General features: G+C 60.5%; 11 protein-coding genes. 6 read left to right on the top strand and 5 right to left on the bottom strand.

What is annotated here, in order from left to right:
• The first annotated feature begins 49 nt into the window (after nucleotides 1-49).
• From AC25BC_RS28885 to AC25BC_RS28860, 6 genes are all read left to right on the top strand, one after another.
• A complete protein-coding gene (locus tag AC25BC_RS28885) occupies nucleotides 50-1060 on the top strand; it encodes an HAD family hydrolase (protein WP_128438582.1) in 1011 nt (336 codons plus the stop codon).
• Between the two features lie 70 nt (nucleotides 1061-1130).
• Entirely contained in the window at nucleotides 1131-3407 is a 2277-nt protein-coding gene (locus AC25BC_RS28880; RefSeq protein WP_128438581.1) for a tetratricopeptide repeat protein, read from the top strand.
• Between the two features lie 90 nt (nucleotides 3408-3497).
• Nucleotides 3498-4286 (top strand): DUF481 domain-containing protein, encoded by a 789-nt coding sequence (locus AC25BC_RS28875; RefSeq protein ID WP_003554199.1) that lies wholly within the window; start codon nucleotides 3498-3500, stop codon nucleotides 4284-4286.
• Between the two features lie 229 nt (nucleotides 4287-4515).
• On the top strand, nucleotides 4516-5319 hold the full coding sequence (locus AC25BC_RS28870) for a hypothetical protein (RefSeq protein ID WP_003554202.1): 804 nt from the start codon (nucleotides 4516-4518) through the stop codon (nucleotides 5317-5319).
• A gap of 529 nt (nucleotides 5320-5848) precedes the next feature.
• Nucleotides 5849-7261: a DUF1254 domain-containing protein gene (locus AC25BC_RS28865; protein WP_128438580.1), complete on the top strand. Its 1413-nt coding sequence runs from the start codon at nucleotides 5849-5851 to the stop codon at nucleotides 7259-7261.
• A 192-nt stretch (nucleotides 7262-7453) separates the two neighbouring features.
• On the top strand, nucleotides 7454-7996 hold the full coding sequence (locus AC25BC_RS28860) for a hypothetical protein (RefSeq protein ID WP_012763414.1): 543 nt from the start codon (nucleotides 7454-7456) through the stop codon (nucleotides 7994-7996).
• Nucleotides 7997-8003: 7 nt separating this feature from the next.
• Here the strand turns inward: AC25BC_RS28860 and AC25BC_RS28855 are convergent, their stop codons facing one another.
• The 5 genes from AC25BC_RS28855 to AC25BC_RS28835 all read right to left on the bottom strand — a co-directional run bounded on the left by AC25BC_RS28855 (nucleotide 8004) and on the right by AC25BC_RS28835 (nucleotide 12790).
• Entirely contained in the window at nucleotides 8004-9491 is a 1488-nt protein-coding gene (locus AC25BC_RS28855) for an HAL/PAL/TAL family ammonia-lyase (RefSeq protein ID WP_128438579.1), read from the bottom strand.
• Nucleotides 9488-10264, bottom strand: a complete 777-nt coding sequence (locus AC25BC_RS28850; RefSeq protein ID WP_003554209.1) for an ABC transporter ATP-binding protein — start codon at nucleotides 10262-10264, stop codon at nucleotides 9488-9490. The genes AC25BC_RS28855 and AC25BC_RS28850 overlap by 4 nt, the downstream gene beginning before the upstream one ends.
• Nucleotides 10265-10289: 25 nt before the next feature.
• Complete coding sequence (locus AC25BC_RS28845; protein WP_003554211.1) at nucleotides 10290-10994, bottom strand: ABC transporter permease; 705 nt, start codon at nucleotides 10992-10994, stop codon at nucleotides 10290-10292.
• Nucleotides 10995-11004: 10 nt separating this feature from the next.
• A complete protein-coding gene (locus tag AC25BC_RS28840) occupies nucleotides 11005-11730 on the bottom strand; it encodes an ABC transporter permease (RefSeq protein WP_128438578.1) in 726 nt (241 codons plus the stop codon).
• Between the two features lie 217 nt (nucleotides 11731-11947).
• Nucleotides 11948-12790, bottom strand: a complete 843-nt coding sequence (locus tag AC25BC_RS28835) for a transporter substrate-binding domain-containing protein (RefSeq protein WP_012763417.1) — start codon at nucleotides 12788-12790, stop codon at nucleotides 11948-11950.
• Between the last annotated feature and the right edge of the window lie 174 nt (nucleotides 12791-12964).

Raw genomic sequence — 12964 nt, 5'->3', positions numbered from 1 at the left:
TATAGTTCCGAGTTTTAGATTGCTGCAAGCTAGTCGTGGAGGATTTGCGATGATTTCGGCACGTAATTTCCGGTATTTTTCCCACGGCGTCGCGCTCGCCGCCGCAGTATGGCTTTTTGCCGCGGCGGCGGCGGTCGCTCAGACGGACGCACTGCCTTCGTGGAATGATACTGCGCCGAAGCAAGCGATTATCTCCTTCGTTGAGAAGGTGACAAAACCGGGTTCAGCCGAGTTCGTCCCGGAAGCGGCGCGTATCGCCGTTTTCGACAATGATGGAACCCTGTGGGTCGAGCATCCGATGTATACGCAGCTGGCGTTCGCCCTGGACCGAGTGAAGGGGCTTGCTCCGCAGCATCCGGAATGGAAGCAAACGCAGCCGTTCAAGGCCGTGCTCGAAGGCGATATGAGGACGCTCGCGGCATCCGGCGAAAAGGGCCTCGTCGAGCTTATCATGGCCACGCATGCCGGAATGACCAGCGACGATTTCCAGAAGGTCGTCACTGATTGGCTCGCTTCGGCGCGCGACCCTAAATTCAAGCGGCCATACACCGAACTCGTCTATCAGCCGATGGTCGAGCTTCTCGCCTATCTCCGCGCCAACGGCTTCAAGACCTTCATCGTGTCAGGCGGAGGCATCGAGTTCATGCGGCCATGGGTGGAGAAGGTCTACGGTGTCCCGCCGGAGCAGGTTATCGGCTCGTCGATCAAGACCGAATTCAGGATGCAGGACGACACGCCGACCCTCTTTCGCCTCCCCGAAGTCAATTTCATCGACGACAAGGCCGGTAAACCCGTCGGAATCAACCAGCAGATCGGCCGGCGGCCGATTGCCGCCTTCGGCAATTCCGACGGAGATCTCCAAATGCTGCAATGGACGACCATGGCGGGCGCACCTGCTAGGCTGGGCGTGCTGATCCATCATACCGATGCCGAGCGTGAATACGCCTACGACCGAGATACAGAGTTCGGCCGCCTCGACAAGGCGCTCGATGCAGCCGCGATCACCGGCTGGACCGTCGTCGATATGAAGGCCGACTGGAAGCAGGTCTTCAAGGACTAGGACCGCGCCCTCACGCCAGAGAGTTCAACCTGCGGCGGGACCTTGCAAAACGTCATATGGGAGTGATTGAGTGGCAGCGTCTGTTCGATCAGCAGCGGTGAGAGGAACACACCTCCTGTTCTTCCTGTTGCTCGCCTTTGCCGGTCGCAGCCTTGCGAGTGACGACATTTCGATACCCGCCTCCGATCCGCAGATATCGATCCACGAAGGTTTCGTGGACGAAAGGACGTGCGCATCCTGCCACGCCGATCAGGCGGCGGCTTTTTCGAAATCCCACCATGCAAAGGCCATGGCACTGGCCGACAACGGAACGGTGCGTGGCGATTTCGACAATAGCAGGTTCGAACATGACGGCGTCGTCACGACCTTCACCCGCCGCGCCGGCCGCTTCTTCGTTAACACCGAGGGAGCGGACGGCGGCCAGGCCGAGTTCGAAGTCAAATATACCTTTGCCTACGAACCACTGCAGCAATACCTCGTCGACATTGGAGGAGGGCGGCTGCAGGCTCTCGACATCGCCTGGGATACAGCCAGACGGCAGTGGTTCTGGCTCGGAAACGGCACCCCGGCCAAACCCGGATCGACCTATCATTGGACAGGTCCTTTCTACCGCTGGAACCGCACCTGTATCGATTGCCATTCGACCGATCCCCAAGCGGGGTTTCAACCGCAGACGAACGAATACAAGTCGACCTACGTCGCCACCAGCATCGGCTGTCAATCCTGTCACGGCCCGGGCGCAAAACACGTGGCTTTGGCGCGATCGGGCAACGCATCATCCTCGGTCAAGCCGGATACAGGTCTGCCGAAAGTCGATGCGGGCATCTGTTTGGCCTGCCATGCCAGGCGCACCAAACTGCTGGACGGCTATCAACCGGGAAAGCCCTTTCTTGATTATTTCTCCCCTGCCCTGCTCCGGCAGGATCTTTATTTCCCGGACGGACAGATACTCGACGAGGTCTTCGAATATGGCTCGTTTCAGCAAAGCAAGATGGCCAGGGCGGGCGTGACCTGTCTCGATTGTCATCGGCCGCACGAGGCCGGCCTCAAGGCGGAGGGCAATGCCCTGTGCACGCAATGCCATACCGAGACGAAGCCGGAGCGCTTCGTCAACCAGGATCCGAGCGGGCTGTTCGACACTCCCGCGCACACCCGCCATCAGGCCGGTTCGACTGGAGCACAATGCGCCAACTGCCACATGACCGAACGCACCTACATGAAGGTCGACCCGCGCCGCGACCACTCCTTCGTCATCCCCCGGCCCGACCTGTCGGCAACGCTTGGAACGCCGAATGCATGCACGACCTGCCATGTCGGCAAAACCGATGATTGGGCAGCCGATACGATGGACAAATGGTACGGAACGCAATGGCGCAAACGCGCGTCGATCGCCCATGCCTTCGCCGGAGCTGCGAACCGTGATCAAGCCGCGGCGGAGGCTCTGCGCGCCCTTGTCATTGACCAAAAGCAAGCAGGAATTGTCAGGGGCAGCGCCATCGCCGCAATGAGCCGAACTGGCGGCATCGACGTCACCGCCGACATTCGAACAGCCGCAACCGATGCAGATCCGCTTGTCAGGCTCGGTGCAGCGGAAGCGGCAGGCAATATTCCGCCGGAGCAGAGGCTGGATGCGATCGGCACCCTGCTCGGCGATGAAACGCGTGCGGTGCGCGTTGCTGCCGCCAATGCACTCGCCGGCACTCCTCCGCACCTCTTCGGCAATCAGCAAGGCAATTTCGAAGCCGCTGTCGCGGACCTGCGCGCCTATGTCGAAACGAACGCCGACGTCGCGGAAACACAAAGCAATTATGGCTTCTTCCTGTTCGCCCGGCAGGCGACGGCCGAGGCCGAAGCCGCCTTCCGGCAGGCGATCTCGCTCGACCCGACGCTGGTAACAATGCGCATCAATCTCGCCGAGTTCTACCGCGCCACCGGCCGAAACGAGAGGTCGGAGCAGACTTATGCCGAAGCGATCCAGATGGCGCCCGACCGCGCGGATCTGCGCTACGGACATGCGCTGTCCCTGGTACGCAAGCAGGCATTGCCCGAGGCGATAGCCGAACTCGAAGAAGCGGTGCGGCTCGATCCGCCAAACTCTCGGTACAAAACGACCTTTGCCGTCGCCCTCGATTCCGCTGGCCGAACGGGAGACGCCCTGGACAGGCTTGGTGGCTGGGCCACGGGCGGAGATCCCGACATCATTGGCCTGGCGCTCCAATACAGTCTCAAGCTTCGACGGCTGCCGGAGGCGCTGAAACACGCGGAGGATCTGGCGCGACTGAGACCTCAGGACCCGCAGATTTCAGGCCTCATCGGGCAGCTGAAGCAGGCGATCAACGGGAAATAGGTATTTTAGCTTGTCCAAATCTACTTCTCGCTGCACAGTGCCGACTCGGGACAGCAGTGCCGAGGCGACAAACGGGATCGGGGGATTCTCATGAAGGCCATATACTTGCGTGCCATTCTGTTACTGGCGGGCATTTCTGCAGCGTCGGGCGGCAACGCCGCCGATATCACGCCGCTCACGCCGGAAGCAAAAACAGTCGAGAGCCAGAGCGGCTGGGAATTCACCTTCGCTCCATATTTCTGGGCTGCCGGCTTATCCGGCGACATTGGGCAGTTCGGGCTTCCGGAAGTTCATGTCGACGCGGACTTCGGCGATATCCTCCAGAACCTCGACTTCGCTTTCATGGCGGCAGGCGAAGCAAGATATGATCGCTTCAGCATCGTCGGTGACGTGATCTACACCAAGCTCGGTGCCGACGCCGACACACCTGCCGGCATCCTTGCCGAGAGCGTCGATGTGACGTCGAAGACCTTCGCGGGATTTCTTGGCGTCGGTTACGCCGTGCTCGAAGACCAAAATGGCCATCTCGACGTGGTCGGCGGCATGAAGGTCTGGTCGGCCAAAACCGAGATTTCCTTCAATGGCGGCATTCTGGCCGGAGTGGATGTCGAAGACAGCGCCACATGGGTTGATGCCGTCGCCGGCGTCAGAGGAAACTACTTCTTCACGCCGGAAATCTATCTCACCGGATGGGGTCTGGTGGGTGCCGGCGGCGCCGACCTCGACTGGGACGTGGCATTGGGCCTCGGCTACAAGTTCAACGACAGCATCTCGGCGGTCGCCGGATATCGCGCACTCGGCGTCAATTACGACAATGACGGGTTCGTCTTCGACGTCGTCCAGCAGGGGCCGATCTTCGGGGTCGCCATTCGGTTCTAACGCCCGGACTGGCGAACTTCGTGCTGTTGGCGATTATCCATCCGATATGCTCGCCATTAAAGACCTGATGTTCTCCAGGAGCCGGAACAACGACGTCCCCCAGGAAGCAGAGAGCCGCCGTGAAAAGACAGCGGCTCACAGTTCGGTCTCCAGCAAGGCTCGATCCTGGGGATATCGTTTCACTTCGCAGAACGCAGGGCTGAATTCAATCGGATCATGGAGAACATTGATGACGAACGTCGCTTCTCGGATGGCACTGGTTGTCGCGGCACTCAGTCTCTGGGCAGGTACGGCAAGCGCTCAGTCGAGCGAAGAGCTTGCGAAGAAGTTGTCGAATCCAATCGCCTCGCTGATCAGTGTGCCGTTCCAGTTCAACTACGACCACGGCTATGGTCCCGAAGACGGCGACAAGGCAACGATGAACATCCAGCCTGTCATTCCGTTTTCTCTGAACGAGGACTGGAATCTCATTTCGAGGACCATCCTGCCGGTCACATGGCAGAACGACATCGCCGGACCCTCCGGCACGCAATTCGGCCTCGGCGACACAGTGCAGAGCTTCTTCCTCTCTCCTTCAAAGCCGACCGAGAGTGGCGTGGTCTGGGGTGCAGGACCCGTGTTCCTGCTTCCGACGGGCACGGATGAGCTTCTCGGAAGCGGTAAATGGGGAGCGGGTCCGACCGCGGTCGTCCTCAAGCAGGACGGTCCCTGGACCTACGGCATGCTCGGCAACCATATCTGGTCATTTGCCGGTCAGAGTGATCGTCGGGACGTGAGTTCGACGTTCATGCAACCCTTCATCTCCTACACCACCAAGGACGCCTGGACTTTCTCGCTGAATACCGAGTCCACCTATGACTGGGAAGCAAACGACTGGTCGGTGCCGATCAACTTCGCAGTCGCCAAGCTGATCACCATCGACAAACAGCCAATCAGCCTGACGGCGGGCATACGATATTGGGCGGCTGCTCCAGACAATGGCCCGGAAGGACTGGGCTTCCGCGTCGCGGTCACGTTCCTCTTTCCTAAGTGAATCCGCAGCCGACGACGCGCTCCGCCCAAACGTCTTGGAGCTCGGATCTACCAATCTTCGTGAATATAGGCTTGTCTGGCGTCCATCGCGAAATTTGCTCTAGGGTCAGGACCTATTAATCTGGCATCAACTGCCAACAGCCATTGATTGCGGGATAGGCGACGAACGGCAACTTCCCGCCATTATGAGATTTAGACCAAGGTCTCAAAGCCGCCATAAGCTGCCGTTTGCCAATGATGCTGCGAAGGCTCGACCCCGCCCTAAGCTACGGCCGCTATTTAAGGCGGACACTCGCTCCTTATGTGATGTAATTTATAATAATCTAATGTACAGTAGCGTACCTATCTCGGGCTGTGGTTTAGAGAATTCAACCGAACGTCGCCCCGCAACTGACACGCTAGTGCATGGTTTCTTAAATCGGAATCGATTTAAGAACAAAATTCTACAGAAATTCAAAGCGTTAAAGCCATATTTGCGCGTCTGAAAAGATGTGCGCAGTTGTAGGCTATTTCAACCGATGGAGGATGTCATGCAGCTGACCAGACGCGACTTCACGAGGGCTTCATTGTTAGCGGCAGGTCTTTTGGGACTTCGCTCCACTGGTGCCGCAGCCGACGATGTAACGGCAGAGGAGGCTCGCGCAATCGCCAAGGAGGCTTATATCTACGGCTTCCCAGCGGTGGACAGCTACCGGATCCAATACGCCTATTTCGTCGACGACAAGAACCCGGAATACAAGGCTCCGTGGAACCACCTCAAGAACATCCCCCGCGTCTACACGCCCGCAGATACGGCAATCCAGACGCCCAATTCCGACACGCCCTATTCCTTGATTGGCCTGGACCTGCGCGCTGAACCGATGGTCCTTACTGTGCCAGTGATCGAGAAGGACCGGTATTTCAGCATTCAGCTCATCGACGCTTATACGTTTAACTTCGACTATGCCGGCAGCCGCACGACCGGCAACGACGGCGGCAGCTTCCTGGTCGCGGGCCCAGAGTGGAAAGGCGAGATGCCTGCGGGCATCAAGAATGTGTTTCGCGCGGAGACCGATCTCGTTATTGGGGCTTATCGCACGCAGTTGTTCAACACCGACGACTTGGACAATGTGAAAAAGATCCAGGATGGCTACAAGGCTGAGCCGCTTTCGTCGTTTCTCGGCAAGCCCGCACCTGCGGCCGCTCCCGCAATCGACTTTATCAAGCCGGTTTCGCCGGACGACGAGCGCAAGTCGCTCGAGTTTTTCAACATCCTGAATTTCGTCCTGCGGTTCTGCTCGCTCAATCCATCCGAGACCGAGTTGATGGCGCGTTTTGCCAAGATCGGGATCGGTGCAGGCAAGACAATAGACGTTGCTGCGCTCTCGCCCGGGATGAAGACCGCCATGGAAAAGGGCATGGCCGACGCCTGGGCCGATCTTGGGATATTGAAAAAGCAGATCGACGCCGGCACGGTGACCTCGGGCGATATGTTCGGCACGCGCGAATACCTCAAGAACAACTATCTGTATCGCATGGCGGCGGCCGTTCTCGGAATTTACGGAAATTCAAAGCAGGAGGCGATGTACCCGGTCTACGCCATTGACACTGAGGGGCAGAAGCTCGACGGCGCCAACCGCTACACCGTCCACTTCGCAGCCGACGAGATGCCGCCGGTTCACGCCTTCTGGTCGCTGACGATGTATGATCTCCCGGCGAGCCTGCTGGTCGCCAATCCGATCAACCGATACCTGCTCAACAAGCCGATGCTGCCGCAATTCGTGAAGGATTCCGATGGCGGCTACACCTTCTATGTGCAGAATGGGTCGCCGGGCAAGGACAAGGAGCCGAATTGGCTGCCAGCGCCCAAAGGCCCCTTCTTCGTAGCGATGCGCCTCTACTGGCCAAAAGACGAGGCGCTCGACGGCACGTGGAAACATCCGCCCATGGCCAAGACATCATAGCCAGTCGGTTCAGTTCGCCGCGGCGTTCAGCCGAATCCTATCCGACTCACAGCAAGACGCGGCAAGCAGGAACAGCAGTTGAAACTGCTACAGCGTCCTTGCGTGTCTGAAAAGACCCGCGGCGCTGTAGTAGCAAAAGCTCAACCTTCTTTTGCTATTGCTGGAGCCGATTGCGTTGGAGATGGTTCGGCGATGAAAATTCCGACAGTGATGGTTCTGATGGCGGCCCTGTTGCAGCCGGTCTCTGCCTTCGGCGAGACCGAATGGATGGGCGGCGCAAGACAATGGTCGGTCGGCTTTTCCAACGAGAGCCCGCATCCCTATTGCCGCCTGCTGTGGGACAGCGAGATCGGCAAGACCATGGAATTCCGCCAGAGCGCGACCGAGACATTCTGGCTGGTCGCAAAGACCACATGGGACATTCCGGCCGGCACGAAGACCGAGGTGACGCTGACCGATCGTACGGTGACGAAAGTAATCGCTGCCGATTTCTTCGACAAGAACACGCTTCGCCTCTGGGGCCCGGCCAGCAAGGGGAGCGCCGGGCTGAAGAAGATCATCAAGAATTCCTTTGCCGGAATGCCTGACGTGCAGATCACATTCGCCGGCGACGAAGGCGACTGGATGCTGCCGCTCTCGCGGGTGGAGCAGCTTTACCCGACTTATCTCCAGTGCCTCAAGCGTCTCGAGGCCGGCGAAAAGCCAAAGAAGAATTCAGAAACTCAGCCGTTCTGACAGCCGACTATAGCGGCGGCGCAGTCTCGCGGATCAGGCTGCGGACAGCCTCGATATCGCCGTTGAGTGGCCGTTCGTCACCATAATGGGAAACACGTTCCCGCACGGCTTGATAGACGAGATCCGTGCCTGCGGCTCGCGGCGCCGTCGTCGCCAGGAAATCATGCGCCTGGGCAGCCGCCATCAGCTCGATCGCCAGGATATATTCGGCATTGTCGATGACCGCGAGCAGCTTGCCGGCGGCAGCTGTCGGATGCGCGAGAAAATCTTCCTGCAGGCCGGAGGTCAGCCCGCCGTCCATGGCCGCCGGTGCGGCAAGGCGGCGGTTCTCGTTGCTGAGTGCGGCGGCGGTATACTGAGCAATCATGAAGCCGGAATGGCTGCCGGCATCGCTCGCCAAAAACGGCGGCAGGCCGCTCACCAGCGGATTGACCAGCCGGTCCATGCGCCGCTCGCTGATCGCGCCGATCTGTGCGAGCGCAATCGCCAGGCTATCGGCCGCCTGCCCGAGCGCCGGGGCAACCGCATGGGCCTCGGAGGAGACGATCGGCTGTTCCGGCGTGCCAGAAACAGCCGGATTATCCGTCACCGAGGCAAGCTCCTGGTCGACGACCCGGGCGGAATTGTCGAAGACATCGCGGGCTGCGCCATGGGCATGCGGCACCGAACGAAGGCTGAGCGCATCCTGCGTGCGCCGGCCGAAGCCGGCGGCGACAAGACCGCTGCCCTGAAGCCGCGCGCGCAGGCTCGCTCCGACTTTTTTTATTCCCGCCGATGGGCGCAGCGCCAGCACGGCTTCGTCGAAGGCGCCGATCTGACAGCCCGCCGCTTCCAGCGTCAGGGCCGCGATCGCATCGGCCCAGTCGAGCAGCCGTTCGGCGCGCGATAGCGCGACAGTGGTCAGGCCGGTGGCGCAGGCCGTGCCGTTGACAAGGCTCAAGCCCTCCTTGGCGCCGAGCACCAAGGGCTCGAGGCCGATCGCGGCAAGCGTCTCTCGGCCGCTCATGCGCCGACCATCCAGGTGAGCGCTGCCTTCGCCGATCAGAACAAGGGCAATATGGGCATTGTGGACGAGATAACCGGCAGAGCCCTTGGACGGCACATCCGGTATGCAATCATGTTCCAACAGGGCTGTGAGATGCTCGACGATCTCGCGCCGCACCCCGGAATGGCCATGTGCGAAATTGGCGATCCCAGCGGCGATGATGGCGCGCACCTCGCGGGCGGCAAGCAACGGCCCAACGCCGCAGGCATGGCTGAGCACGATGCTGCGCGACAACAGGCTCTGCGAGGCGCGATCAACCACCGTATCGGCCAGCGCCCCGACGCCGGTGTTGATGCCATAGGCGCGCACACCGGTCTCGACGATGCGCGCAACGATGCGGCTTGCCTGCTCGACACGTGCAAAGGCGGCGGGCGACAGCGCAAGCTCTTCCCCGGCCGCAACGCGCGCGACTTCGCGCCAGGTGAGCCCCGCATCGATGGTGACCGTCATTGACCGCTTCCGAAATGGCCAATGAACTGGCGGAAGGCGGGGGTCGCGCCGCCGGTGAACATTTCCTCCGGCTTGCCGCTGCTTTCGATCAAGCCTTCGCGCATGAAGACGACGCGGTTCGAGACGTTGCGGGCAAAGCTCATCTCATGGGTGACGACGAGCATGGTCATGCCTTCCTCGGCAAGCGAGCGCATGACGCGCAGCACCTCGCCGACGAGCTCCGGATCGAGCGCCGAAGTCGGCTCGTCGAAGAGCATCACCTTCGGCTTCATTGCCAGCGCCCGGGCGATTGCGGCGCGCTGCTGCTGGCCGCCGGAGAGGTGGGCGGGATAGGCGTGGCGCTTGTCGGCGATACCGACCTTTTCGAGCAGCGCTTCGGCCTCGGCGATGCAGTCGGCCCGCGGCCGCTTCAGCACATGGATCGGGCCCTCGATGACGTTCTGCAGGATCGTCATGTGGGACCAGAGATTGAAGGACTGGAACACCATGCCGAGTTCAGAGCGGATATGGTCCACCTGCTTCTGGCTGGCCGGCTTGCTCCGGCCGTTCTTGTGCACCATGCGGATCTCCTCGCCGTCGACCCAGATTTCGCCGTCGCTGGCGGTTTCGAGCATGTTGATGCAGCGCAGAAAGGTCGATTTTCCGGAACCGGAGGCGCCGAGCAGCGAAATCACATCGCCGTCTTCAGCATCGAGGGAAATGCCGCGCAGCACCTCGTGCGTACCGAAGCTCTTGCGGATATTGCGGACCGATAGTCGGGTTACGCCTGGCATGGGTGCTCCAATCGGGTCAAAATGCTTACGCCTTCAGCGCCTGCGGGGCCGCGCGGCGATGTCGCGAGAGCGAATATTCGAGCAGAGCCATGCCCTGCAGGATGATGAAGTTGAGGACGAGATAGATGATCGCCGCACAGAGAAAGACTTCCATCGTGCGGTAGGTCTGCGAGATCAGCCGCTGGGCGACGCCGGTGACCTCCCAGACGGTGACGAGGCTTGCGAGCGCCGTCGACTTCATCATCAGCACGATCTCGGTGGAATAGGCCGGCAACGCGTGGCGAAAAGCGATCGGCGCCAGGATACGGCGGACCAGCAGGAAGCCGGACATGCCGATCGAGCGCGCCGCCTCGATCTCTTTCGGCGAGACGGCGCGAATGCCGCCGCGGAAGATCTCCGCCGTGTAGCCGGCGGTGCAGAGCGCCAGCGACAGCACGGCGCAGACCATCGGCTCGCGCAGGAACGGCCAGAGGAAGGAATAACGGATGAAGCCGAACTGGCCGAGGCCGTAGAATACCAGGAACATCTGGATCAGCAGCGGCGAGCCGCGGAAGATGAAGATGTAACCCTTGGCGAAGCTTGACAGCACCGGGTTGCCGCTGGTCCGCATCCAGACGATGACGAGCGCCAGCAGGCCACCGGTTAGGATCGACAGCGAAAACAGGATGAGCGTCGTCGGTACGGCCTTGAGCAGGGTGACCAAGGTCGAGGCGATGAAGGTGAAATCCATTGTCGCCTCCTTACGCCTGGCCCATGGCGGATGCCGGCATGCTGCGATTGGCGCGGCGCTCCGCCCCGTTGAAGATGCGGTCAGAAAGGCTGGTCAGGAGCAAATAGAGGCAGCCGCCGGCGATGAAGAACAGGAAATATTGCCGCGTCGAGCCCGCCGCCACCTGGCTGGTGCGCATCAGTTCGGCAAGGCCGGTGACGGAGATCAGCGCCGAATCCTTGAGACTGAGCTGCCAGACGTTACCGAGGCCGGGGATGGCGAGGCGAAACACCTGCGGCATGATGATGCGGCGAAGGCGCATGCCGCGATGCATGCCGATCGCCGAGGCTGCCTCGAGCTCGCCCTTGGAGATGGCGAGAAAAGCGCCGCGGAACACCTCCGCCTGATAGGCGCCGGAGATGATGCCGACGGCAAGCGCGCCCGCGATAAAGGAGGGCAGGCCGAGGAAACCTTCGTAACCCATCGCCTGGCCGATCGCGGTGACGGCCGAGGAGCCGCCGAAATAGATGAGATAGATGATCAGCAGCTCGGGCACGCCGCGAAACACAGTCGTATAGACGTTGCCGAGCGTGACGAGGACAAGATTACCGGAGAGTTTTGCCGCAGCGACGATCGCGCCGAGCACGGCGCCGATCGCGAGCGCTGTAGCCGTGACAGCCAGCGTCATCAAGGCAGCGGCAATGAGCAGCGCGCCCCATCCGGTCGAGCCGAAGCCGAGCAGTTCCAAGCTTGCCATATCGTCCGTTCCCCGTCCGTGGCAGTGTTTTGCGGATTGACACCAGAGCATGATGCCGAAAAGTGTGAGCGGCTTTCGGACGACATCATGCTCTAACTCTTTTCTTTAGAACAGGATCAGATTTTAGGCCGGCCGGGCCTGAAAACATCCTGTTCGAGCATGCTGTCTCCGGCGATAAAGCCGGAGACACCTGTATGAGGCCGAAAGGCCGAAACGCTTATTCCTGCGGGCTGACGTCGACCTGGAACCACTTCATCGACAGGTTCTTGACGGTTCCGTCGGCAAGCGTCGACTTGATCGCCTCGTTGAACTTGTCGCGCAGGTCGGTATCGGCCTTGCGGACGCCAAGGCCTTCGCCCTCGCCCCAGATCGAGCCGACGATCTCGGGGCCGGTGAAGTCGAGCGTGTCGTTGGCCGCCTTAAACGCGTTGGCGAAATAGACGGCGTCGTCGAAGCCAAGGTCGATACGGCCGTTCTGCAGGTCGAGGTCGCGGTCGGCGCCGGTCTTGTATTCGCGGATCTCGGCAATATCGCCGAAATTGTCATAGACGAACTTGGCATAGACGGTTGCCGCCTGGATGCCGATCGTCTTGCCCTTGAAGGCGGCCTTCAGCGCGTCGATCTCCTTCACGCCGGTCTGGCCGGGGGTCATCTTGATCGTGGCGCCGGTGCCGGCGGCCTTTGCCAGCGGGCTGTCCTTGGCGGTGGCGAAGGCAGCAGGAGTAGCGGCATAAGGAATGGTGAAACCGATCACCTGCTTGCGCTCCTCGGTGATCGACAGCGCATCCATGATGACGTCGAACTTGCCGGCATTGAGCGCCGGGATCATGCCATCCCAATCGGAGGCGACCAGCGTGCACTCGATCTTGGCGCGCTCGCAGAGCACCTTGGCGAGTTCCGGTTCGAAGCCGCCAAGCGTGCCGTCGGCATTGGTGAGGTTCCAGGGCGCGTAGGCACCTTCAAGTGTAATGGTCGCCTTTGTCCAGTCCTTGGAAAAGGCAGGGGCGGCGAAAGCGGAAAAAGCCGCCACGCCGCAAAACAGGATTGCGCTGAATTTCATTGATGAATTCTCCTCTGGAGTTGAAACAGACCTTGCGGCACCACGGCCGATCTTCGCCGGCTTGCCCTTTCCCGTCCTATTTCTGTTTCAAGGACCGATTGGGAGGTTGTATATGGTACCATATGAGATATTTTGTGTTATGCAAGAGGGAAAGTCGATTTATGTGGCGAATTG

Source organism: Rhizobium sp. WSM409, assembly GCF_057653825.1.
The sequence above is the reverse complement of the archived record's forward strand: the minus strand, read 5'-3'. Positions and strand labels throughout refer to the sequence as shown.